General features: G+C 55.7%; 22 protein-coding genes. 10 read left to right on the forward strand and 12 right to left on the reverse strand.

Annotated features, from left to right (window positions below):
• The first annotated feature begins 84 nt into the window (after positions 1 to 84).
• Complete coding sequence (gene rraA / locus ACQG2Q_RS24860; RefSeq protein ID WP_022649798.1) at positions 85 to 570, forward strand: ribonuclease E activity regulator RraA; 486 nt, start codon at positions 85 to 87, stop codon at positions 568 to 570.
• A 583-nt stretch (positions 571 to 1153) separates the two neighbouring features.
• On the opposite strand, the gene zapB is transcribed toward rraA, so the two are convergent.
• On the reverse strand, positions 1154 to 1393 hold the full coding sequence (gene zapB, locus ACQG2Q_RS24865) for a septal ring assembly protein ZapB (protein ID WP_022649799.1): 240 nt from the start codon (positions 1391 to 1393) through the stop codon (positions 1154 to 1156).
• A gap of 400 nt (positions 1394 to 1793) precedes the next feature.
• Here zapB and ACQG2Q_RS24870 point away from each other — a divergent pair, with 400 nt between their 5' ends.
• The 4 genes from ACQG2Q_RS24870 to fpr all read left to right on the forward strand — a co-directional run bounded on the left by ACQG2Q_RS24870 (position 1794) and on the right by fpr (position 6159).
• Positions 1794 to 2639: an MIP/aquaporin family protein gene (locus ACQG2Q_RS24870; RefSeq protein ID WP_022649800.1), complete on the forward strand. Its 846-nt coding sequence runs from the start codon at positions 1794 to 1796 to the stop codon at positions 2637 to 2639.
• 21 nt (positions 2640 to 2660) lie between these two features.
• On the forward strand, positions 2661 to 4169 hold the full coding sequence (gene glpK, locus ACQG2Q_RS24875; RefSeq protein WP_022649801.1) for a glycerol kinase GlpK: 1509 nt from the start codon (positions 2661 to 2663) through the stop codon (positions 4167 to 4169).
• A 136-nt stretch (positions 4170 to 4305) separates the two neighbouring features.
• The gene (glpX, locus tag ACQG2Q_RS24880) at positions 4306 to 5316 is read left to right on the forward strand and encodes a class II fructose-bisphosphatase (protein ID WP_096216918.1); all 1011 of its coding nucleotides are present in this window, start codon (positions 4306 to 4308) and stop codon (positions 5314 to 5316) included.
• Positions 5317 to 5412: 96 nt separating this feature from the next.
• A complete protein-coding gene (fpr, locus tag ACQG2Q_RS24885) occupies positions 5413 to 6159 on the forward strand; it encodes a ferredoxin--NADP(+) reductase (protein WP_022649803.1) in 747 nt (248 codons plus the stop codon).
• On the opposite strand, the gene ACQG2Q_RS24890 is transcribed toward fpr, so the two are convergent.
• Complete coding sequence (locus ACQG2Q_RS24890) at positions 6160 to 6579, reverse strand: DUF805 domain-containing protein (protein ID WP_022649804.1); 420 nt, start codon at positions 6577 to 6579, stop codon at positions 6160 to 6162.
• A 112-nt stretch (positions 6580 to 6691) separates the two neighbouring features.
• Here ACQG2Q_RS24890 and ACQG2Q_RS24895 point away from each other — a divergent pair, with 112 nt between their 5' ends.
• Both ACQG2Q_RS24895 and tpiA read left to right on the forward strand, forming a co-directional pair.
• Entirely contained in the window at positions 6692 to 7288 is a 597-nt protein-coding gene (locus ACQG2Q_RS24895) for a DUF1454 family protein (protein ID WP_022649805.1), read from the forward strand.
• Between the two features lie 111 nt (positions 7289 to 7399).
• Positions 7400 to 8167: a triose-phosphate isomerase gene (gene tpiA / locus ACQG2Q_RS24900; RefSeq protein WP_003862019.1), complete on the forward strand. Its 768-nt coding sequence runs from the start codon at positions 7400 to 7402 to the stop codon at positions 8165 to 8167.
• Between the two features lie 47 nt (positions 8168 to 8214).
• On the opposite strand, the gene ACQG2Q_RS24905 is transcribed toward tpiA, so the two are convergent.
• The 6 genes from ACQG2Q_RS24905 to cpxP form a co-directional block, all read right to left on the reverse strand.
• A complete protein-coding gene (locus ACQG2Q_RS24905; RefSeq protein ID WP_063850093.1) occupies positions 8215 to 9519 on the reverse strand; it encodes an SLC13 family permease in 1305 nt (434 codons plus the stop codon).
• A 73-nt stretch (positions 9520 to 9592) separates the two neighbouring features.
• Entirely contained in the window at positions 9593 to 10336 is a 744-nt protein-coding gene (locus tag ACQG2Q_RS24910; protein ID WP_022649807.1) for a CDP-diacylglycerol diphosphatase, read from the reverse strand.
• A gap of 111 nt (positions 10337 to 10447) precedes the next feature.
• A complete protein-coding gene (locus ACQG2Q_RS24915; RefSeq protein WP_023298902.1) occupies positions 10448 to 11437 on the reverse strand; it encodes a sulfate ABC transporter substrate-binding protein in 990 nt (329 codons plus the stop codon).
• Between the two features lie 208 nt (positions 11438 to 11645).
• A complete protein-coding gene (gene pfkA, locus ACQG2Q_RS24920) occupies positions 11646 to 12608 on the reverse strand; it encodes a 6-phosphofructokinase (RefSeq protein WP_003862009.1) in 963 nt (320 codons plus the stop codon).
• A 184-nt stretch (positions 12609 to 12792) separates the two neighbouring features.
• Positions 12793 to 13677 carry a CDF family cation-efflux transporter FieF gene (gene fieF / locus ACQG2Q_RS24925; RefSeq protein WP_023298903.1) on the reverse strand — a complete coding sequence of 295 codons (885 nt, stop codon included), beginning with the start codon at positions 13675 to 13677 and terminating at the stop codon, positions 12793 to 12795.
• A gap of 153 nt (positions 13678 to 13830) precedes the next feature.
• Positions 13831 to 14337 carry a cell-envelope stress modulator CpxP gene (gene cpxP / locus ACQG2Q_RS24930; protein ID WP_023298904.1) on the reverse strand — a complete coding sequence of 169 codons (507 nt, stop codon included), beginning with the start codon at positions 14335 to 14337 and terminating at the stop codon, positions 13831 to 13833.
• Between the two features lie 150 nt (positions 14338 to 14487).
• Here cpxP and cpxR point away from each other — a divergent pair, with 150 nt between their 5' ends.
• Positions 14488 to 15186, forward strand: a complete 699-nt coding sequence (gene cpxR / locus ACQG2Q_RS24935) for an envelope stress response regulator transcription factor CpxR (RefSeq protein WP_003862004.1) — start codon at positions 14488 to 14490, stop codon at positions 15184 to 15186.
• Complete coding sequence (gene cpxA / locus ACQG2Q_RS24940; protein ID WP_022649811.1) at positions 15183 to 16556, forward strand: envelope stress sensor histidine kinase CpxA; 1374 nt, start codon at positions 15183 to 15185, stop codon at positions 16554 to 16556. The genes cpxR and cpxA overlap by 4 nt, the downstream gene beginning before the upstream one ends.
• Before the next feature lie 99 nt (positions 16557 to 16655).
• Here cpxA and yiiM read toward each other — a convergent pair whose 3' ends face one another.
• On the reverse strand, positions 16656 to 17330 hold the full coding sequence (gene yiiM / locus ACQG2Q_RS24945; protein WP_038416933.1) for a 6-hydroxyaminopurine reductase: 675 nt from the start codon (positions 17328 to 17330) through the stop codon (positions 16656 to 16658).
• A gap of 66 nt (positions 17331 to 17396) precedes the next feature.
• Positions 17397 to 18017 carry a superoxide dismutase [Mn] gene (sodA, locus tag ACQG2Q_RS24950; RefSeq protein ID WP_003861999.1) on the reverse strand — a complete coding sequence of 207 codons (621 nt, stop codon included), beginning with the start codon at positions 18015 to 18017 and terminating at the stop codon, positions 17397 to 17399.
• Between the two features lie 288 nt (positions 18018 to 18305).
• Here sodA and rhaT point away from each other — a divergent pair, with 288 nt between their 5' ends.
• Entirely contained in the window at positions 18306 to 19340 is a 1035-nt protein-coding gene (gene rhaT, locus ACQG2Q_RS24955) for an L-rhamnose/proton symporter RhaT (RefSeq protein ID WP_022649813.1), read from the forward strand.
• Here the strand turns inward: rhaT and rhaR are convergent, their stop codons facing one another.
• Positions 19341 to 20189, reverse strand: coding sequence for an HTH-type transcriptional activator RhaR (gene rhaR / locus ACQG2Q_RS24960; protein WP_022649814.1), 849 nt, complete (start codon positions 20187 to 20189; stop codon positions 19341 to 19343).
• A 73-nt stretch (positions 20190 to 20262) separates the two neighbouring features.
• Complete coding sequence (rhaS, locus tag ACQG2Q_RS24965) at positions 20263 to 21099, reverse strand: HTH-type transcriptional activator RhaS (protein WP_006808693.1); 837 nt, start codon at positions 21097 to 21099, stop codon at positions 20263 to 20265.
• Positions 21100 to 21227: the final 128 nt, after the last annotated feature.

The following is a 21227-nucleotide window of genomic DNA, read 5'->3' on the forward strand; positions in this document are numbered from 1 at the left end:
TATCAATTAACAATTGATGATTTTGCCAACAAGGCATTTCGCACGATATACTGAACACATTCGCAGCAACAGAGCGTTAAACCTATGAAATACGATACCTCCGAGCTTTGTGACATCTACCAGGAAGATGTCAACGTCGTTGAACCCCTGTTCTCCAACTTTGGTGGACGGTCGTCGTTTGGCGGACAAATCATCACGGTGAAATGTTTCGAGGACAACGGGTTGCTGTACGATCTGCTCGAAGAGAACGGCCGTGGCCGCGTTCTGGTGGTCGACGGCGGCGGTTCCGTGCGCCGTGCATTGATTGATGCTGAACTGGCGGGAATTGCCGTCCAGAACGAGTGGGAAGGCATTGTGGTGTACGGTTCCGTGCGTCAGGTGGACGATCTCGAAGACATGGATATCGGGATTCAGGCCATCGCGGCCATACCGGTAGGCGCAGCGGGCGACGGCATCGGCGAAAGCGACGTGCGCGTCAATTTCGGCGGCGTGACCTTCTTCTCGGGCGACCACCTTTATGCTGACAATACCGGCATTATCCTTTCCGAGGATGCGCTGGACATTGAGTAGTTAATCGATAAGCGAGATGCATAAAAAAACCGCCAACAGCAATGTGGCGGTTTTTTTGTCCCTCGGGATTCGCGGTCCGTTGGGTGATATTGCAACCTTTAACCAGGATTTTTATCTTACCCTGATTCATTCCTCAGGTAACCCCTGTCGACCCTTTATGAATTCCTAATTATGTGTGGAAACCTTAACTCCGCAGCTGTTGCTCATTATGATGCTGTGTCCCTTTCCGCCATCTCGCAAATGGGCGCCGGTCCAGGGAAAGGTGTATTCACAACCGTAAAGCAACCTTTAACCGGGCTTGTGTCCACCGACTTATCACCGGTGGTGAACGGTGGAGCGGTAAGCAGCAGGGACCGCATAATGAAACGCTATTTATGTATCGCGTTCATTGTCGCCAGCGTACTCGTTGTAAAGAGCGATGAACCTGTTGGGTTTGTTGCTTTTGCTACGACAGCGCAGGACAAGTAGCGTTAAGGCCGCCTCAGGCGGCCTTTTTTATGGTTTGATATCGGTTAGCGAAAACCATAAAAAAGCCGGGTGGCGGCTTCGCCTTACCCGGCCTAATCAGTTAACCCCACCGGAATTAAACTTCTTCCATACGTCCCAGCAGTGCCTGCAGGCGATCCTGCCAGCCGTTCTGCTGTTCGCGCAGCTGGTTGTTTTCGCGCTCCAGTTCTTCACGGCTGTGCTGAGCATTCTGAACTTCCTGGGACAGGGAGTTGTTTTTCTCTTTCAGCTCTTCAATTTCCATCTGCAGCAGGGTGATGGTGTCGATCGCCTGCTGTACTTTCGATTCCAGTTTCTCAAACACTTCTAAAGACATGATGCTACCTCTCCTGAATTGCAAGGCGACGCTTTAACGTAAACGCGCACGACATATACCGTCGATTGTATGGAGCGCGGCGCTCTGTGTCCAGCGACACACCGCGCAGATCGCGGTTTGCAACACTTTTAGGTCTGGTCCTGGTGCGTTCGCGGCATATACCCCTAAATTGTTAACTCTTTAGTTAATGAAATGATTCAGCTCACATTATACCGTTGATGCAAAAACGCGCTTTATGGCGCGAAAACGCTCATTTTATTGACACAGACCACACATTTTGATTTCGATATTTCTCGTTTGTGCTCGTTAACGATAAATTAACACTATGTCTACAGGACATCGTGGCTGTCACGGGCGGTCACGCAAACAATAAACATTACTCTTTTGCAGGATTCCGATTATGAGTCAGACATCAACCTTAAAAGGCCAGTGCATTGCCGAGTTCCTGGGTACCGGGTTGTTGATATTCTTCGGAGTAGGCTGTGTCGCTGCACTGAAAGTGGCAGGTGCCAGTTTTGGTCAGTGGGAAATCAGTATTATCTGGGGTTTGGGCGTGGCGATGGCCATCTACCTGACCGCAGGGGTTTCCGGCGCACATCTTAACCCGGCGGTGACCATCGCGTTGTGGCTATTCGCGTGCTTTGACGGACGCAAAGTTGTCCCTTTCATCATTTCACAATTTGCCGGCGCCTTTTGCGCAGCGGCGTTAGTTTACGGGCTTTATTACAATCTTTTCACCGACTTCGAACAGACGCATCATATGGTGCGTGGCAGTGTCGAAAGTCTGGATCTGGCAGGCATTTTCTCAACGTATCCGAATCCGCATATTAATTTTGTGCAGGCGTTCGCAGTTGAAATGGTGATTACCGCTATTCTGATGGGCGTCATTATGGCGCTGGGCGACGACGGAAACGGCATTCCGCGCGGCCCGCTGGCACCACTTTTGATTGGCCTTCTGATTGCGGTAATTGGCGCATCAATGGGTCCGCTGACCGGCTTTGCGATGAATCCGGCGCGTGACCTGGGTCCAAAAACCTTCGCCTTCTTTGCAGGATGGGGCGATGTCGCCTTTACCGGCGGCAAAGACATTCCTTACTTCCTGGTTCCGCTGTTCGGGCCAATCGTAGGGGCGGCGCTGGGCGCATTCGGCTATCGCAAATTAATTGGTCGCCACTTACCGTGCGACACCTGTGTGGAAGAGGAAAAAGAGTCGACTTCCACCACACAACAAAAAGCTTCGCTGTAATCTGACTACGGGACACATACCATGACCGAAAAAAAATATATCGTTGCGCTCGACCAGGGCACTACCAGCTCCCGCGCTGTCGTAATGGATCATGACGCGAACATTGTCAGCGTGTCTCAACGCGAATTTGAGCAAATCTATCCGCGTCCAGGCTGGGTTGAACACGACCCGATGGAGATCTGGGCGTCACAAAGCTCCACGCTGGTGGAAGTGCTGGCGAAAGCCGACATCAGTTCTGACGAGATTGCCGCTATCGGTATCACCAACCAGCGTGAAACCACCGTTGTCTGGGAGCGCGAAACCGGTAAGCCCATCTACAACGCCATTGTCTGGCAGTGCCGCCGCACCTCAGAGATCTGCGAAAAACTGAAGCGCGACGGAATGGAAGAGTACGTGCGCAGTACAACCGGTCTGGTCATTGACCCGTATTTCTCCGGCACCAAAGTGAAGTGGATCCTCGATCACGTGGAAGGTTCACGCGAACGTGCACGACGCGGCGAGCTGCTGTTTGGCACCGTCGATACCTGGCTTATCTGGAAGATGACTCAGGGACGCGTTCACGTCACCGACTACACCAACGCCTCGCGCACCATGCTGTTCAACATCAACACTCTGGAGTGGGATGACAAGATGCTGGACGCGCTGGACATTCCGCGTGCGATGCTGCCAGACGTGCGCAAATCTTCAGAAGTATACGGCCAGACCAACATCGGCGGTAAAGGCGGCACCCGTATTCCTATCGCCGGTATTGCCGGTGACCAGCAGGCGGCGCTGTTCGGCCAGCTGTGCGTCAAGGAAGGGATGGCGAAGAACACTTACGGCACCGGCTGCTTTATGCTCATGAACACCGGCGAGAAAGCGGTGAAATCAGAAAACGGTCTGCTGACCACCATCGCCTGCGGCCCACGCGGTGAAGTGAACTATGCCCTGGAAGGGGCGGTATTCATGGCGGGTGCCTCCATTCAGTGGCTGCGCGACGAGATGAAGCTGATCAGCGATGCGTTTGACTCCGAATACTTCGCGACCAAAGTGAAAGACACCAACGGCGTATACGTGGTGCCAGCGTTTACCGGTCTGGGCGCACCGTACTGGGATCCGTACGCCCGCGGCGCGATTTTCGGCCTGACGCGCGGTGTGAACTCAAACCACATTATTCGTGCGACCCTGGAATCCATCGCCTACCAGACGCGCGACGTGCTGGAAGCGATGCAGGCGGACTCCGGCATTCGTCTGCACGCCCTGCGCGTGGACGGCGGTGCGGTAGCCAACAACTTCCTGATGCAGTTCCAGTCCGACATTCTGGGTACCCGCGTTGAACGTCCTGAGGTGCGAGAAGTGACGGCGCTGGGCGCGGCGTATCTGGCAGGTCTGGCGGTTGGCTTCTGGCAAAACCTTGACGAGCTTCAGGAAAAAGCGGTGATCGAACGCGAATTCCGTCCAGGCATCGAAACCACCGAGCGCAACTACCGCTACAGCGGCTGGAAGAAAGCGGTGAAACGTGCCCTGGCATGGGAAGAGCACGACGAGTAAGACAGACTCACCCCTCACCCTAACCCTCTCCCCTTTGGGGAGAGGGCCGGGGTGAGGGGCTCAGACCGCACCCCCCCTCCCCCTCCCCACTCTGTGATAAACTTCGTGCAATTCCTTTTGATTGTACGAGTACCTCATGAAACGTGAACTTGCTATCGAGTTTTCCCGCGTCACCGAAGCTGCCGCCCTCGCAGGCTACAAGTGGCTGGGCCGTGGCGACAAAAATACCGCAGACGGCGCAGCCGTCCACGCCATGCGCATTGTGCTTAATCAGGTCAATATCGATGGCACTATCGTCATTGGCGAAGGCGAAATCGACGAAGCCCCGATGCTCTTCATCGGTGAAAAAGTCGGGACGGGCAAAGGCGATGCGGTGGATATCGCGGTCGACCCGATCGAAGGCACGCGCATGACGGCGATGGGCCAGGCCAACGCGCTGGCGGTGCTGGCGGTGGGCGATAAGGGCTGCTTCCTCAACGCGCCAGATATGTACATGGAAAAGCTGATTGTCGGTCCTGGTGCTAAAGGCGCTATCGACCTTAGCCTGCCGCTGGATGCCAACCTGCGCAATATCGCAGCGGCGCTGGGTAAACCGCTCAACGAACTCACCGTGACCATCCTGGCGAAACCGCGCCACGACGCCACCATCGCTTATCTGCAAGCACTCGGCGTGCGCGTATTTGCCATTCCTGATGGCGACGTTGCCGCCTCTATTCTGACCTGCATGCCGGACAGCGAGGTCGACGTGCTTTACGGCATCGGCGGCGCGCCGGAAGGTGTGGTCTCTGCGGCAGTGATCCGCGCGCTGGACGGCGATATGCAGGCGCGTCTGCTGCCACGCAATGAGGTCAAAGGCGACAGCGACGAGAACCTTCGCATTGGTGAAGACGAACTGGCGCGCTGTGCGGCGATGGGCATCGAGGCCAATAAAGTGCTCGCGCTGAACGAGATGGCTCGCAGCGATAACGTGGTCTTCTCCGCAACCGGCATCACCAAAGGCGATCTGCTGGATGGCATCACCCGCAAGGGAAACATGGCCACCACTGAAACCCTGCTGATCCGCGGCAAATCCCGCACCATTCGCCGCATTCAGTCCATTCATTATCTCGACCGCAAAGACCCGGACGTACAGACGCACATTCTGTAAAACCGTTTGATCGATAGAGCTTTCCGGCCCGAATGGGCTGGAAATATTTCCCACAAGTACGGAAGATAGAAGAGAGAAACAGCACAGGAGAAGATCATGGCGGACTGGGTAACAGGTAAAGTCACAAAGGTACAGTTCTGGACCGATGCGCTATTTAGCCTCACGCTGCACGCTCCCGTTCATCCGTTTACCGCCGGGCAGTTTGCCAAGCTCGGGCTGGATATCGACGGTGAACGCGTACAGCGCGCCTACTCTTACGTTAACGCGCCTGATAACCCGGATCTCGAATTCTATCTGGTCACCGTCCCGGACGGTAAGCTCAGCCCGCGCCTCGCCGCGCTGAAACCGGGCGATGAGGTGCAGATTGTCTCCGACGCGGCGGGGTTCTTCGTGCTGGATGAAATCCCCGACTGTGACACGCTCTGGATGCTGGCGACCGGCACGGCCATCGGCCCGTATCTCTCTATCCTGGAGTACGGCAAAGATCTGGAGCGCTTTAAGAATATCGTGCTGGTCCACGCCGCGCGCTACGCCGCAGACCTGAGCTATTTGCCGCAGATGCAGGCGCTGGAACAGCGATATGGCGGGAAGTTAAAAATTCAGACGGTGGTCAGCCGCGAAACCGCAGCTGGCTCGTTAACCGGTCGCGTTCCGGCGTTGATTGAAAGCGGCGCGCTGGAAGAGGCGGTGGGTTTACCGATGAATACCGAAACCAGCCACGTGATGCTGTGCGGTAACCCGCAGATGGTGCGCGATACGCAGCAACTGCTGAAGGATACCCGGCAGATGACGAAACACCTTCGCCGCCGACCGGGCCATATGACCGCCGAACACTACTGGTGATCAGCGGTACTTCACCTCAAGGGTATCTTTTCCGTATTTGTTCTCGCTCTGGGTGCCAATAAACGCGCCCAGTTCGACAACCATCATCACAAAGATAACCGTCGGCAGCAGTCTGCCCACCACCCACGGGAGGATGGAGGGCAGCATTGACCAGTTCCCCGCCACCAGCATCCACGCCAGAATAATCAGAAAAGCCCAAGCGCCGGAGCGACCGCGATCGTGCAGACGTTTCACCACCACGGCGGCGGTTGGCCACAGTAAACAGACCAGCGCAAAAGCCGCAGTTTGCGTGCTCAGCCAGGCGTTATAGGCAACAAAAAACAGAAGCAGCATGGCGACAACCCACGCTGCCATCCAGATCCAGAAGTCACGGCGTCCAATACGCCCTTTGAATGAAAACAACCACTGCTGTATGGTCATGTAAGGTTCCTTATTATTGTTTAGCCCGCATTTTACCCTGGAGTTGTGACCTTTTGACAAGCCGACCAGATATCGTTTTAATCATGGGCAATAACGGCCAGGGGCAATGTTGATGAAAAGTTCGGCACACTCTCTTTATTTGTGTTTAGCGATGCTGAGCGCCAGTTTTTCTCTGCACGCCGCGGAACCGGCTTCCCCGGTCACCGCCCCCTACCTTCTGGCGGGCGCCCCCTCTTTCGATCAATCTATCAGCCAGTTCCGCGAAGCCTTCAATAAAGAAAACCCCTCGCTTGCGCTGGGGGAGTTCCGTGCGATTGACGGTGCCCGCGATACGCCAACCCTGACCCGCGCTGCCAGCAAAATTAACGAGAATCTATATGCTTCCACTGCCCTTGAGCGCGGAACGTTAAAAATCAAAAGCATGCAGATCACCTGGCTGCCGATTCAGGGCCCAGAGCAGAAAGCGGCGAAAGCGAAAGCGCTGGAGTATATGAGCGCTATTCTGCGCGCCTTTACCCCCACCTTCACGAAAGCGCAAAGCCAGCAAAAGCTGCAAAAACTGCTTACCGCCGGGAAAAACAAACGCTATTACGCCGATACGGAAGGTGCCGTTCGCTATGTCGTCGCAGATAACGGCGAAAAGGGGCTGACCTTCGCGGTTGAACCGATTAAGCTGGCCCTATCAGACGCACTCGAGGGGGCGAATTAATGACAAAAAGCAAAGCCTTTCGAGGGAAAATCTCTATACTGATTCACAGACCATGCTGCCCTTAAGGGCGGCCATATTCCTTAATTCGCTTATTGAGCGTGGAGAATTGAAATGCGACATCCTTTAGTGATGGGTAACTGGAAACTGAACGGCAGCCGCCACATGGTAAACGAACTGGTTGCTAACCTGCGTAAAGAGCTGGCTGGCGTGACCGGCTGCGCGGTTGCTATCGCTCCGCCGGATATGTACCTGGATCTGGCTAAACGTGCCGCTGACGGCAGCCACATCATTCTGGGCGCGCAGAACGTTGACGTTAACCTGTCTGGCGCGTTTACCGGTGAAACCTCCGCTGAAATGCTGAAAGACATCGGCGCGAAATACATCATCATCGGCCACTCTGAGCGTCGCACCTACCACAAAGAATCTGACGAGTTCATCGCGAAGAAATTCGCTGTGCTGAAAGAGCAGGGTCTGATCCCGGTTCTGTGCATCGGTGAAACCGAAGCAGAAAACGAAGCGGGTAAAACCGAAGAAGTGTGCGCACGTCAGATCGACGCTGTGCTGAAAACCCAGGGCGCGGCAGCGTTCGAAGGCGCGGTTATCGCTTACGAGCCAGTCTGGGCGATCGGTACCGGCAAATCTGCAACTCCAGCGCAGGCACAGGCGGTGCACAAGTTCATCCGTGACCACATTGCAAAAGCAGACGCGAAAGTGGCTGAGCAGGTCATCATTCAGTACGGCGGTTCCGTTAACGCATCAAACGCAGCTGAGCTGTTCACCCAGCCAGACATCGATGGCGCGCTGGTTGGCGGCGCATCCCTGAAAGCAGACGCTTTCGCGGTGATCGTTAAAGCGGCAGAAGCGGCTAAGCAGGCGTAATTGCCTTTGGGGCGGGTGGCGCTTCGCTAACCCGCCCTACAAAACCACTACAAACGTCCTAATACGCTAAACCACAAATAATCCAGCGGCAGCAGTACCAGATACGTCGCAATCGCCAGCGCCAGGCAGAGCAGCATCCCCGCCTTCGCAGGCACTTTCCCTAAGCCCATCGCCACCACAATCGGCGACGCCTGATACGGCAGCAGCGGCGTGGAATACCCCAGCACCTGAATCATGATCACCGACAGCAGCGGGAAGCCGGTCGCGTCGGAGAAGCTCTGCGCCAGCGTGGTGTACAGCGCCGGAACGCCGTTGGCGGTCATAATGAAGTTGAGCGCCGTGGTGATCCCCGTCAGCGCCAGGAAGCTGGTAAACGGGCGGTCTGCATCCAGCGGCATGATATGGAGCAACGCCTCGCCTACGGCCGCACCGATACCGGTCTGCGTCACCGTAATGGCCAGCCCGAGTATACCCGCGACGTAAATACAGGTGCGCATATTCACCCCCGCCGAGAACTCCTCGCCGGTGATAAATCCGATGCGCGGCAGCATAACGATGACCGAGGCCGCCAGCCCTGTCCACGCTGGGCCCACGCCATGCCAGCTCTCCGTTACCCACATCGTCAACACCACCGCCAGCAGCCAGGCGAGTCGTTTTTCGTCACGCCCCATCGGTTCAGACGGCGTCAGATCCTTCGCTGGTTTCGGGCTACCGGGGAACAGCCAGCAGATCAGGCCAATCAGAATCAGGCCTTTGAGAATACCCAGCACCGGCGTGTGCAGCAGCAGATACGGGACATAGTTGAGGTGGATACCGTATGAGCCCTCCGCCGCGCCGCTCATCACCAGGTTTGGCACGTTAGCGGGCAAAATAGTGGCTGAGAGCTGGAAAGTGCCAAACCCGACCGCCAGCGCCAGGCCAAACCAGGCCCGCGAGCCATCAGGAATGCAGGCCCGCTTCGCCATCGCGGCGACAATCGGCATCAGCAGCGCAATACGTCCCATGTTCGACGGCATCACGAATGCCAGGGCATAGCTCAGCAGCACAACGCTTGCCACCATCAGCACCCAGGAGTCGGTAAGCTTTGCCGACAGCGCCCGGGCGGCCCTGTCCGCCAGGCCGGTTTTCCGAATCGCCACGCCCAGCACAAAGCCGCTGAACACCAGCCAGAAGGCTGACGAGGCGAAGCCGCCAAAGATCACTTCCGGCGGGGCGATTCTGGCGGTCATCGCCGCCGTAAAGAACAGCAGCGCGGTGATAAATTCCGGCAACAGCGACGTCGCCCACAGCACGATGGTGACGCCGACGATCAGCGAGGGAAGCAGCAGAGGATGCGTTAACCAGAGCGACATACCTGTCTCCTGTAGAATTTTTCAGCAAGTCTACGGCGACAGGCAGGGCGAGTAAACGCTATTTATGGTGGGGTCACTTCAGGATATCGCATTGATGATCCTGCAATTCCTCAGCCGACGCACGGTTAAAGGTCAGCAGGTTACGCTCCGTCGCCAGCAGTACAAACGAGCCGTCTGACTGCTGCGCCATCGCCAGCGCGAAGCGTCCCATATGGTCGCGCGCTTCCGGCAGCTCTTCCGCCAGCATCATAAACGGGCTGCGCTGCACCAGTTCGTTCTCCGTCACCCGACGGGCAAGGTACTCATGCCCTTCCAGCCCGCCCGGAAGCGGTAGCCACTGGGTGCTGATTTGCCCCTGCGCCGCGTTCAGCTTCTCGCGCACGTCCGGGCGCAGGCAGGAGATGTGGATATGAAAATGGTTCTGCGTGCGCCCGGTCGGGGAGTTGATGGTCAGAGAAACAGCGCTGTCAGGCACGTCGGCTCCCCGTTTCATGCTCATAAAATGACGAGACTGCCATGCCAGCCAGAAGAAATTCGGTGTCTGAGGCTCAGTCAGCAGCGGGCTTTCGGTGCCGTTGATACGGTACGTGGGCATCAGCAGGTATTGCAGCGGTCCGTTGCGGTCCTTGAACACCACGTAGCCCGCATCTGGCATCACCTGCGCACACGGTGCCGGGTTACGGTTATGCAGCTGGTTGGGCACACACTGGTCGAGAACGATATGACGCAACGCATTCGGATTACCCGCTTTCATCCAGTACACGCCGCCTGCGGCAAGGGCGATAACGATCAGAATCAGTAAGATAATTTTTTTCACAACGCGTTCCCTGTTTTCAATAGAGGCAAAAGAGTAACGCAAAATGATGACCAAATAAAAAACCCGGTGGATTTCTCACACCGGGTTACCGTGTCGTTCTTTGTAAAACGCTTAGCGCTTGCTGATCTGGTCGAAGGTGCCGCCGTTAGAGAAGTGCTCTTTTTGCGCTTTGGTCCAGCCGCCAAAAACATCATCGATAGTGAACAGCTTCAGTTTCGGGAAGGCGTTTTCGTATTTCTTCGCGACGGCCTCATCGCGCGGGCGGTAGAAGTTTTTCGCCGCAATTTCCTGCCCTTCCGGTGAGTAGAGGTACTTCAGGTAGGCTTCCGCCACCGCTTTGGTGCCCTTCTTATCAACAACCTTATCGACGACGGAGACGGTCGGCTCAGCGAGGATGGATTCGCTCGGGGTCACGATCTCGAACTTGTCTTTACCCAGCTCGTTGGTCGCCAGCAGGGCTTCGTTTTCCCAGGCAATCAGCACGTCGCCGATACCGCGCTCGACGAAGGTGTTAGTTGCGCCGCGCGCGCCGGAGTCCAGCACTTCGACATTTTTAAACAGCGCTTTCACGAATTCCTGCGCTTTAGCCTGGTCACCGTTGTTGTGGTGCAGGGCGTAGCCCCAGGCCGCCAGGTAGTTCCAGCGTGCGCCGCCGGAGCTTTTCGGGTTCGGCGTGATGACAGACACGCCCGGCTTAATCAGGTCGTTCCAGTCTTTAATCTGTTTCGGGTTGCCTTTGCGCACCAGGAAGACAATGGTCGAGGTGTATGGCGCAGAGTTGTCCGGCAGGCGCTTGATCCAGTTTTTGTCGATACGGCCACGCTCCGCGATCGCGTCTACGTCATAAGCCAGCGCCAGGGTAACCACATCGGCTTCAATGCCGTTGATCACCGATGTCGCCTGCTTACCTGAACCGCCGTGAGACTGGCGAACCACCACGTTATCGCCGGTTTCCTGTTTCCAGTGCGCCGCAAAAGCTTTGTTGTACTGGTCGTACAGTTCACGCGTCGGATCGTACGACACGTTCAGTAACTGAATGTCCTTTGCCAGAACGCTGGTCGATGCCAGCAATAATGTTAACCCCACGCCCCATTTATTCATCGCCCGGCTCTCTTGTGTAGTGTTTTGATGAATGCAGCGTGCCAGAAAGCTAACCGATGATTAAAGAATAAAAAAAGATTGGCTATAACGTGGAGGAATAAAAAAAGGATGGGCACAAAAAAGCCGGGTGGCGGCTACGCCTTACCCGGCCTACGATCCGTGCTTTTGTAGGCCCGGTAAGCGCAGCGCCACCGGGCAACAGAGCCGATCAGTACAGTTTTTTCGCGCAGTCCAGCCAGTCACCTTTGAACGGACGCTTCATGTTTTCAATGGCGTCGATGATGTCATGGTGAACCAGTTTCTCGTTCTGAATACCGACGCAGCGGCCGCCGTGGCCCTGTAGCAGCAGCTCGATCGCGTACGCACCCATGCGGGACGCCAGGATACGGTCGTACGGGCCTGGGGAACCGCCACGCTGAATGTGACCCAGAACGGTCGCGCGGGTTTCGCGTTTGGTTTCGGTTTCGATGTACTTCGCCAGCTCGTCAACGTCACAGATGTGCTCGGTGATAGCAACGATGGCGTGTTTCTTACCTTTCGCGATGCCGGCTTTGATCTCTGCGACCAGATCTTCACGGCTGAACTCTACTTCCGGAACTACCACGAACTCACAGCCACCGGCAATGGCCGCTGCCAGGGTCAGGTCACCGCAGTAACGGCCCATCACTTCAACAATGGAAATACGCTGGTGAGAGGAAGAGGTGTCACGCAGGCGGTCAATCGCTTCCACAACGGTACCCAGCGCAGTGAAGTAACCGATGGTGTAGTCAGTGCCTTTGATGTCGTTGTCGATGGTGCCAGGCAGGCCGATGCACGGGAAGCCCATTTCAGTCAGACGTTTTGCACCCATGTACGAGCCGTCGCCGCCGATAACCACCAGCGCATCCAGACCCCGTTTTTTCATGTTTTCGATAGCCACTTCACGGATGTGTTCGTCACGGAATTCCGGGAAGCGCGCGGAACCGAGGAAAGTACCGCCACGGTTGATCATGTCAGACACGCTGTAGCGGTCGAGCTGAACCATGCGGTCTTCATACAGACCCAGGTAACCGTCATAGATACCAAAAACTTCCAGACCTTCCGTCAGCGCTGCACGGACAACCCCACGGATTGCCGCGTTCATGCCCGGCGCATCACCGCCGCTTGTCAACACACCGATTTTCTTAATCATGACTACCTCTGAACTTAGGAATGCAAAATTGAAATCTGCTGCCGGAAGAAACTGTTCAACCGTCGAATACTGCAAATAGTATATCAATCCCTTCCAGCTGAATTGATTCAGGTCAGGCCATATGGTGGTAATTTATCCACAAAATGCTGGTCTGGCTCACTTTTTTACAACGAATTACGAAAGCTCAAAACGCCCTGGGGACGACAGAGCACGGATCCTGGTGAATAATGACGTCTGACCCAGGGAAACGCTGCAAAATCGCCTGCTCCACCTGTTCAGCGACCATATGCGCCTGAACCAGTGGCAGGTTGTCTTCCATTTCCAAATGAATCTGAATAAAGCGGGTCGGCCCTGACTGCCGCGTACGAAGATCGTGAGCACCACTGACGCCAGGCCAGTGGGTCACGATGGCATAAATTTCATCACGTTCTGCATCCGGAAGCGCACGGTCAAGAAGCGACTGTACCGCGTCATACCCCATCCGCAACGCGCTGTATAAAATATAGATCCCTATCCCTAACGCAAACAACGCATCGGCACGATGCCAGCCATACCAGGCCAGACCGAGCGCAATAAGAATTGCCCCATTCATCATAACATCAGACTGATAATGAAGCATATCGGCCCGTACAGCCTGGCTTTGTGTTTTGCGTACAACCCAGCGCTGGAACGTTACAAGAACAAGTGTGCTTATAAGTGCAACTACGGTTACGACCACACCAACGCCCGGATCGTTCATCGGAGAAGGCGAAATAAGATGCTGAATGCCGGTCAAAAACAGGAAAAGCGCGGAGCCAGAAATAAACATACTTTGTGCCAGCGCGGCCAGCGATTCCGCTTTGCCGTGGCCAAAGGTATGCTCTTCATCCGCCGGTTGCAGCGAATAGCGCACCACCAGCAGGTTGGTCAGCGAGGCGGCAATATCCACAAGTGAATCCACCAGCGCCGCCAGAATACTAACCGACCCGGTGTACCACCACGCGAAAATTTTAATAATCAGCAAACACGACGCCGTCACCGTCGCGGCTATTGCGGCCCGGCTTACCAGCCGTCCATAGGATTGATTCATAAACACTCCTGTCATGCCATGGCGCTAGTATAACGGATGGCGGTGGAGTGAAAGGATGAATAAAGCGTTAACAACACTGAACGATGGGCAAAAAAAACCCCCACATCATGTGGGGGAAGACAGGGATGGTGTCTATGGCAAGGAAAACAGGGTTTACTGGTTACTACGGGTACTGCTATTGCTACTGAAAAGCGTCATATCTGAGCTTCGCTGCATCCGTGCAACCTCACGCAACTGGTTCATACGTTGCTGATGTTTGGTATTCAAAACCGCTTGCTGCTCGGGCGTTAGCAGGTGGAACATCTGGTTACGAACCTTCGCCATTTCTACCTGGCGGGCAACCTGTTCCTGCGCCATTTTTTCTGCCTGAGCGCGTACAGCGCTTTCGTCAAAATTTTCTGCGGTGACAAGGCGATGCATTGTCTCCATTTCGCTAACATTAACAGGGGGCTGGTCGTGTCGTGCCCTCTGCATCAGATCTCGCATCTGTTGACGCTGATGTTCGGTTAAACTTATGCCGTCAAACATATGGCTTTGGCTGCTGTGCTGCGTTGCGCCCTCTACTGAGGAACCGTTATCGCTGTTGATAGCTACAGCAGCCTGGCTAAACGCACAGAAGGCCAGCGTTGAGGCCATGACGGCAGCGGTAACTTTGCGCATCACTTGCTCCCAAAATCTTTCGTGTCGCGATTCAACGAGAGACAGTCTACGATTCAGGCTGCAAACATGCGTCAGGGGGTGTAAAACAACGTAAAGTCATGGATTAGATAGCCTTGATGTCGTAATTTCTGCCTCGGAGGTATTTAAACAATGAATAAAATCCTGTTAGTTGATGATGACCGAGAGCTCACATCTCTTTTAAAGGAGTTGCTCGACATGGAAGGTTTCAACGTCCTGGTTGCCCACGATGGGGAACAGGCGCTGAGTCTCCTTGACGACAGCATCGATTTACTTTTGCTCGACGTCATGATGCCGAAGAAAAATGGTATTGATACGTTGAAAGAGCTTCGCCAGACACACCAGACCCCCGTCATTATGCTGACCGCACGCGGCAGCGAGCTTGACCGCGTACTCGGCCTTGAGCTGGGTGCGGATGACTATTTACCTAAGCCGTTCAACGACCGTGAACTGGTGGCCCGTATTCGCGCGATCCTGCGCCGCTCTCACTGGAGCGAGCAGCAGCAGAATACCGACAACAGCTCACCTACGCTGGAAGTGGACTCCCTGAGCCTGAACCCGGGCCGCCAGGAAGCGAGCTTCGACGGTGAAACGCTGGAGCTAACCGGCACCGAGTTCACCCTGCTGTATCTGCTGGCGCAGCATCTCGGCCAGGTGGTGTCGCGTGAACACTTGAGCCAGGAAGTGCTGGGCAAACGCCTTACCCCGTTTGACCGCGCCATCGATATGCATATCTCGAACCTGCGCCGTAAACTGCCGGAGCGTAAAGACGGTCACCCCTGGTTTAAAACTCTGCGTGGTCGCGGTTATCTGATGGTTTCCGCTTCATGATAGGCAGCTTAACCGCCCGCATCTTCGCCATCTTCTGGCTGACGCTGGCACTGGTTTTAATGCTCGTTTTGATGTTGCCAAAACTCGACTCACGCCAGATGACGGAGCTGCTCGACAGCGAGCAACGTCAGGGCGTGATGATCGAGCAGCACGTGGAAGCGGAGCTGGCAAACGATCCGCCGAACGATTTAATGTGGTGGCGCAGGCTGTTTCGCGCTATCGACAAGTGGGCGCCCCCCGGACAACGTCTTTTACTGGTCACCAGTGAAGGCCGCGTGATTGGGGCCGATCGCAATGAAATGCAGATTATCCGCAACTTTATTGGCCAGGCGGATAACGCCGATCACCCGCAGAAAAAGAAATATGGTCGGGTAGAAATGGTGGGCCCTTTCTCGGTGCGGGATGGGGAAGATAACTACCAGCTCTACCTGATTCGCCCCGCGAGCAGTTCCCAGTCCGACTTCATCAACCTGCTGTTTGACCGTCCGCTGTTGCTGTTGATTGTCACCATGCTGGTTAGTTCCCCACTGCTGTTATGGCTGGCGTGGAGCCTGGCGAAACCGGCGCGTAAGCTGAAAAACGCGGCGGACGAAGTGGCGCAGGGCAACCTGAGGCAGCATCCGGAGCTGGAATCCGGGCCGCAGGAGTTCCTGGCCGCCGGAACCAGTTTTAACCAGATGGTGAGCGCGCTTGATCGAATGATGACGGCCCAGCAACGTCTGCTGTCGGATATCTCCCACGAGCTGCGTACGCCGCTCACGCGTTTACAGCTGGGTACCGCCCTGCTGCGCCGTCGCAGCGGTGAGAGCAAAGAGCTGGAGCGTATTGAGACGGAAGCGCATCGCCTGGACAGCATGATCAACGATCTGCTGGTGATGTCGCGCAATCAGCAGAAAAACGCGCTGGTGAGCGAAACGGTGAAAGCCAATCACCTCTGGCATGAGGTGCTGGATAACGCGGCCTTCGAAGCGGAACAGATGGGCAAATCCTTCACCGTCAATTTCCCGCCGGGCCCGTGGCCGCTGTACGGTAACCCCAACACGCTGGAAAGCGCGCTGGAGAATATCGTGCGTAACGCCCTGCGCTACTCGCACACGAAGATTGAAGTGGCGTTTTCGGTGGATAAAGACGGGATCACTATCATCGTGGACGACGACGGTCCAGGCGTCAGCCCGGAAGATCGCGAGCAGATTTTCCGTCCGTTCTACCGTACCGACGAGGCGCGCGACCGTGAATCTGGCGGTACGGGGCTGGGTCTGGCGATTGTTGAAACCGCCATGCAGCAGCACCGTGGCTGGGTGAAAGCCGATGACAGCCCGCTGGGCGGGCTGCGGCTAACGCTGTGGCTGCCGCTGTATAAGCGTTCGTAATCCCCTCACCCTAACCCTCTCCCCATAGGGGAGAGGGGACGGCTCGGTGCGGTCTTTTCACCCTCGCCCCTTTGGGGAGAGGGCCGGGGTGAGGGGCAATTATTTCCCCCACAATCTCCGCGAACTGCTCTCGATCTTGCCGCTTATCCGCCGCTTCTGCATCGTTCTGGTCCAGCTAGTGGATAATCCTGCCGCTGACAGCAGGCGGTGAAACTGTTCATCGTCGAAGGGCATATGCCAGGCAATGGCACAGGCCTCGAATACCGACACCTCACTCAGGCGCGAAGCCAGCTCAATCGGCGCATCCGCCGAAACCTGTCCCGCCTGCACAACGCGATACAGCCAGCCGGTTTTACCCGCGTTTTGCAGCTGGGCCGACATATCCTGAATGCCAAAATGGTAGTTAAGTTTGAAGCACGGCGAGCGCGGCTGGGTGACCTGAATCAGAGCATCGCCCCAGCGATAAATATCGCCAATAAAGACGTTCTTCTCCGTCAGCCCTTCCGTTGAGAGATTTTCGCCAAACGCGGGGGCGACGAAAAGGTCCGCCTGTTCAGGAAATTCGGTTTTCCAGTGCTGATAGTGCTCGCGCGGATAGTGGCACAGCGCGCGATCGGGCCCGCCGTGGATTTTCTTTTCGGCCTGCTGGTCGCCCGCCAGACCAAGCTCGGTAAGCGTCAGCTCACCGTCGACCTGCACTTTGGCGATAGCGCTCGGGCGACTGCCTTCGTACTCCCTTACCTTGCCTGTAAACACATTCACCGGGTAATGCATCTCCACTCCTTCAGATACAAAAAAAGCGAGTCATCAGACTCGCTTCTCACAGGCGTCAATGCAACCTTATTTTTTAGCGGCGAAACGCGCTGCTGCTTCGTCCCAGTTCACTACATCCCAGAAGGCTTTGATGTAGTCAGGGCGACGGTTCTGGAACTTCAGGTAGTAAGCGTGTTCCCACACGTCCAGACCCAGAATTGGGAAGCCGGATGCGCCAGAGATAGCTTCACCCATCAGCGGGGAGTCCTGGTTTGCGGTTGAAACGACCGCCAGTTTGTCACCTTTCAGGACCAGCCACGCCCAGCCAGAACCGAAACGGGTTGCAGCGGCTTTTTCGAATTCCGCTTTGAAGTTGTCAACGGAACCGAAGTCACGCTCGATAGCCGCTTTCAGGTCGCCCTGAAGGGTGGTGCCGGTTTTCAGGCCTTTCCAGAACAGGCTGTGGTTAGCGTGACCGCCCGCGTTGTTGCGCAGCACGGTTTTCTTGTCTGCTGGCAGCTGGTCCAGTTTGGTGATCAGCTCTTCAACAGGCAGATTAGCGAACTCTGGCAGGCTTTCCAGCGCAGCATTCGCGTTATTCACGTAGGTCTGGTGGTGTTTAGTGTGATGGATTTCCATCGTCTGCTTGTCGAAATGCGGTTCCAGTGCGTCGTAGGCATACGGCAGGGATGGCAGTGTATAACTCATAATCCTCTCCATTATTGTCGGGCGGCACAGCTGTTAATGCCGCGTAAGCAGTTGGTTCATTATAGTTAATTAAATGATATTGAAAATGATTATCAATGCCGTAGTTTTTATAAGGTTATTCGGTTTTTGAGAAATGAAGGAATTGTGAGTCTGCTCACGCGGTTAACGTGCTGATTGCCATTCAAAACAAAAGTGCGGCAACCTTCTGAAGGTTCCCATACCGCCTAATTTTTACACTCATCAAGTCGGCGGGAAGCCTCCGGCTATAAAAACGATGAGGATGTAAAAATGAATCATGCGATTACGATGGGTATTTTCTGGCATTTGATAGGCGCGGCCAGTGCAGCCTGTTTCTATGCCCCGTTTAAAAAGGTGAAAGGCTGGTCATGGGAAACCATGTGGTCCGTTGGCGGTACTGTGTCCTGGCTGATTTTGCCGTGGACAATCAGCGCCATGCTGCTGCCCGATTTCTGGGGTTACTTCTCCTCCTTCAACGCCTCCACCCTGCTGCCGGTATTCCTGTTCGGCGCGATGTGGGGTATCGGTAATATCAACTACGGCCTCACCATGCGCTACCTCGGAATGTCGATGGGGATTGGCATCGCGATCGGCATTACGCTGATTGTTGGCACCCTGATGACGCCAATCCTCAACGGCAACTTCGATGTGCTGATCAACACCCAGGGTGGGCGAATGACGCTGCTGGGCGTGCTGGTAGCGGTGATCGGCGTGGGAATTGTCACCCGCGCGGGCCAGTTGAAAGAACGCAAGATGGGCATCAAAGCCGAAGAGTTCAACCTGAAGAAAGGGCTGCTACTGGCGGTGATGTGCGGCGTCTTCTCGGCGGGCATGTCGTTCGCGATGAACGCCGCCAAACCGATGCACGACGCCGCTGCAGCGCTGGGCGTCGACCCGCTGTACGTTGCCCTGCCAAGCTACGTGGTGATCATGGGCGGCGGCGCACTGGTAAACCTCGGCTTTTGCTTCATTCGTCTGGCAAAAGTGAAGAATCTGTCGGTAAAAGCCGACTTCTCGCTGGCAAAACCGCTGATCGTCACCAACGTCCTGCTTTCCGCCCTCGGCGGTCTGATGTGGTATCTGCAATTCTTCTTTTACGCCTGGGGTCACGCCAGTATTCCGGCGCAGTATGACTACATGAGCTGGATGCTGCACATGAGCTTCTACGTGCTGTGCGGCGGGCTGGTTGGGCTGGTGCTGAAAGAGTGGAACAACGCCGGGCGTCGTCCGGTTGGCGTGCTGAGCCTGGGCTGCGTGGTGATTATTATTGCGGCCAATATCGTCGGCCTCGGCATGGCGAACTGATTACGCTGCCTTTCGACTGCGATGACGCCACTGAACCGGCGTCATCCCCACCTCACGGTTAAACACCACCGAAAAGTAGTTACTGTCCTCAAAGCCGCAGCGCATCGCCACTTCACTCACCATCAGCTCCGTATGCTGTAACAGATACTGAGCGTGGCAGATGCGCAGCTGGCGCAGATAGTGGTTTACCGTCATCCCCGTCTGGGTGCGGAACTGCTGGCGCAGCGCGCGCTCGCTGCACTGCTCCTGCTCGCAGAATTTTTCCAGCACGAAACTCTTGTTAAGACTGCCCGCAAGCCGGGTGATGAGCTTATCCAGCAGCGCTTCCTGCGTGGTGGCAGAGGGATTATCCGTAGCGTAACGATGGCGCTTCAGGGTCATCACCAGCTGGGCAAAAAGCAGCTCCGACATCTGGTTTGCCACCGGATCGCTCTTCTGGCTCTCCTGCTCCAGCTGGGAAATCGTCTGGCGCACCTGAGCCATGCCGTTGCTGCTTAAGCGCCAGTGCGGTTCGCCTCTGGCATCATGTAAACCGGGGATATTGCCCGCCCAGTCGACATTCAGTTTAAGCCTGTCAGGGCAGTAGATGACGTTCTGCAACACCAGATCGTTAACCGAGGCGTAAGAGTGTTTATCTTCGGCGCGGATGTAGAACAGGTCTCCGCGCGTGATGCGGTAGGGACGGTCGTTGAGGACGTGCAGGCCGTTGCCCCGCCACACCAGCACCAGCTCGCAGAACTCGTGGGTATGCTCGGCAAAGACGTTTTGCGGATAGCGATCCGCCACCGCGACGGCCTGACTCGCGGAGGCAAAAAAATCATCTTTACGAAGAATTAACTGAGCAGCCACACCACAACCTCGACGGCGAATAACCGGACATTATTAGCCTTTCTGCGGTAAAAAAACGGTGACTGCCCTCGCGTTACTGAAGCAACGCGTCTTTCCCCTGACGGATATCGCGCGGCGACCAGCTAAACTCCCGGCGAAACAGCGTCGAAAAGTGGTTACTGTCGCCGAAACCGCAGCGATAGGCGATATCGGTGACGCTTTCATCCGTGTGCCTTAAAAGGTGACGCGCTTTGATCAGGCGCAGACGGTTGAGGTAGCGCTGCGGCGTCAGCCCGGTATGCTGCTTGAGCTGACGATGCAGCGTGCGCAGCGAGAGCGAAAAGTCATCCGCCAGCGTTTCCCAGCAGACATCTTCGGCAAAATGATCTTCCAGCCAGGCCATCAGCTGATTCAGGCGCGCGTCGTTATTTTCCAGCCCTTCCACCAGGCTGCTGCGCCGCAGCAGCACTAGCAGCTGCATAAACAGCAGCTCGCGGGTAGCAATGGCGTGCGTCTCCTGTCCATCCTCGCTCTGCTCCATCTGGCTCACCAGCTGACGCACCTGCTGCAACGTGGACTGATTCACCCGCCAGTGCGACGGGTAGTGGCCGTCCTTCTCCTGCGGCAGCAGCTGATTCAGCCCGGAGAGAAACTGAAACGCATCCGGAGAACGATAGAGCACATTGGTCAGGCACAGGTTATCGGTATGTTCATACAGGTGCCTGTCGTGATCGCGCACGAAGCACACCGTACCGCCGCTGATGGTATACGGCTGACCATTAAACACGTGGATGCCCGTTCCGTGCTCAACAATCACAATTTCATGAAAATCATGATGATGTTCCGGGAACGCAGCCTGAGGCAGCCGTGGCTCAATCGCAACCGGCGAAGCCCCCGAAGGAAAAAAATCGACGCTGTGCAGTACGGTCATAACGGCCTCTACCAATGAGAAAAGTTCTCAAAATAGTAATTAAGGCCTTCCCCGCTCACCTTAAATTTTTGACAGCAAACCGCGCAAAAGCTGCCGGTTTTTCAAGAAACAGGCGGAAAGATCGGGAA

The organism is Enterobacter cloacae complex sp. 370H10, from assembly GCF_050031535.1.
GTDB classification, from domain to species: domain Bacteria; phylum Pseudomonadota; class Gammaproteobacteria; order Enterobacterales; family Enterobacteriaceae; genus Enterobacter; species Enterobacter intestinihominis.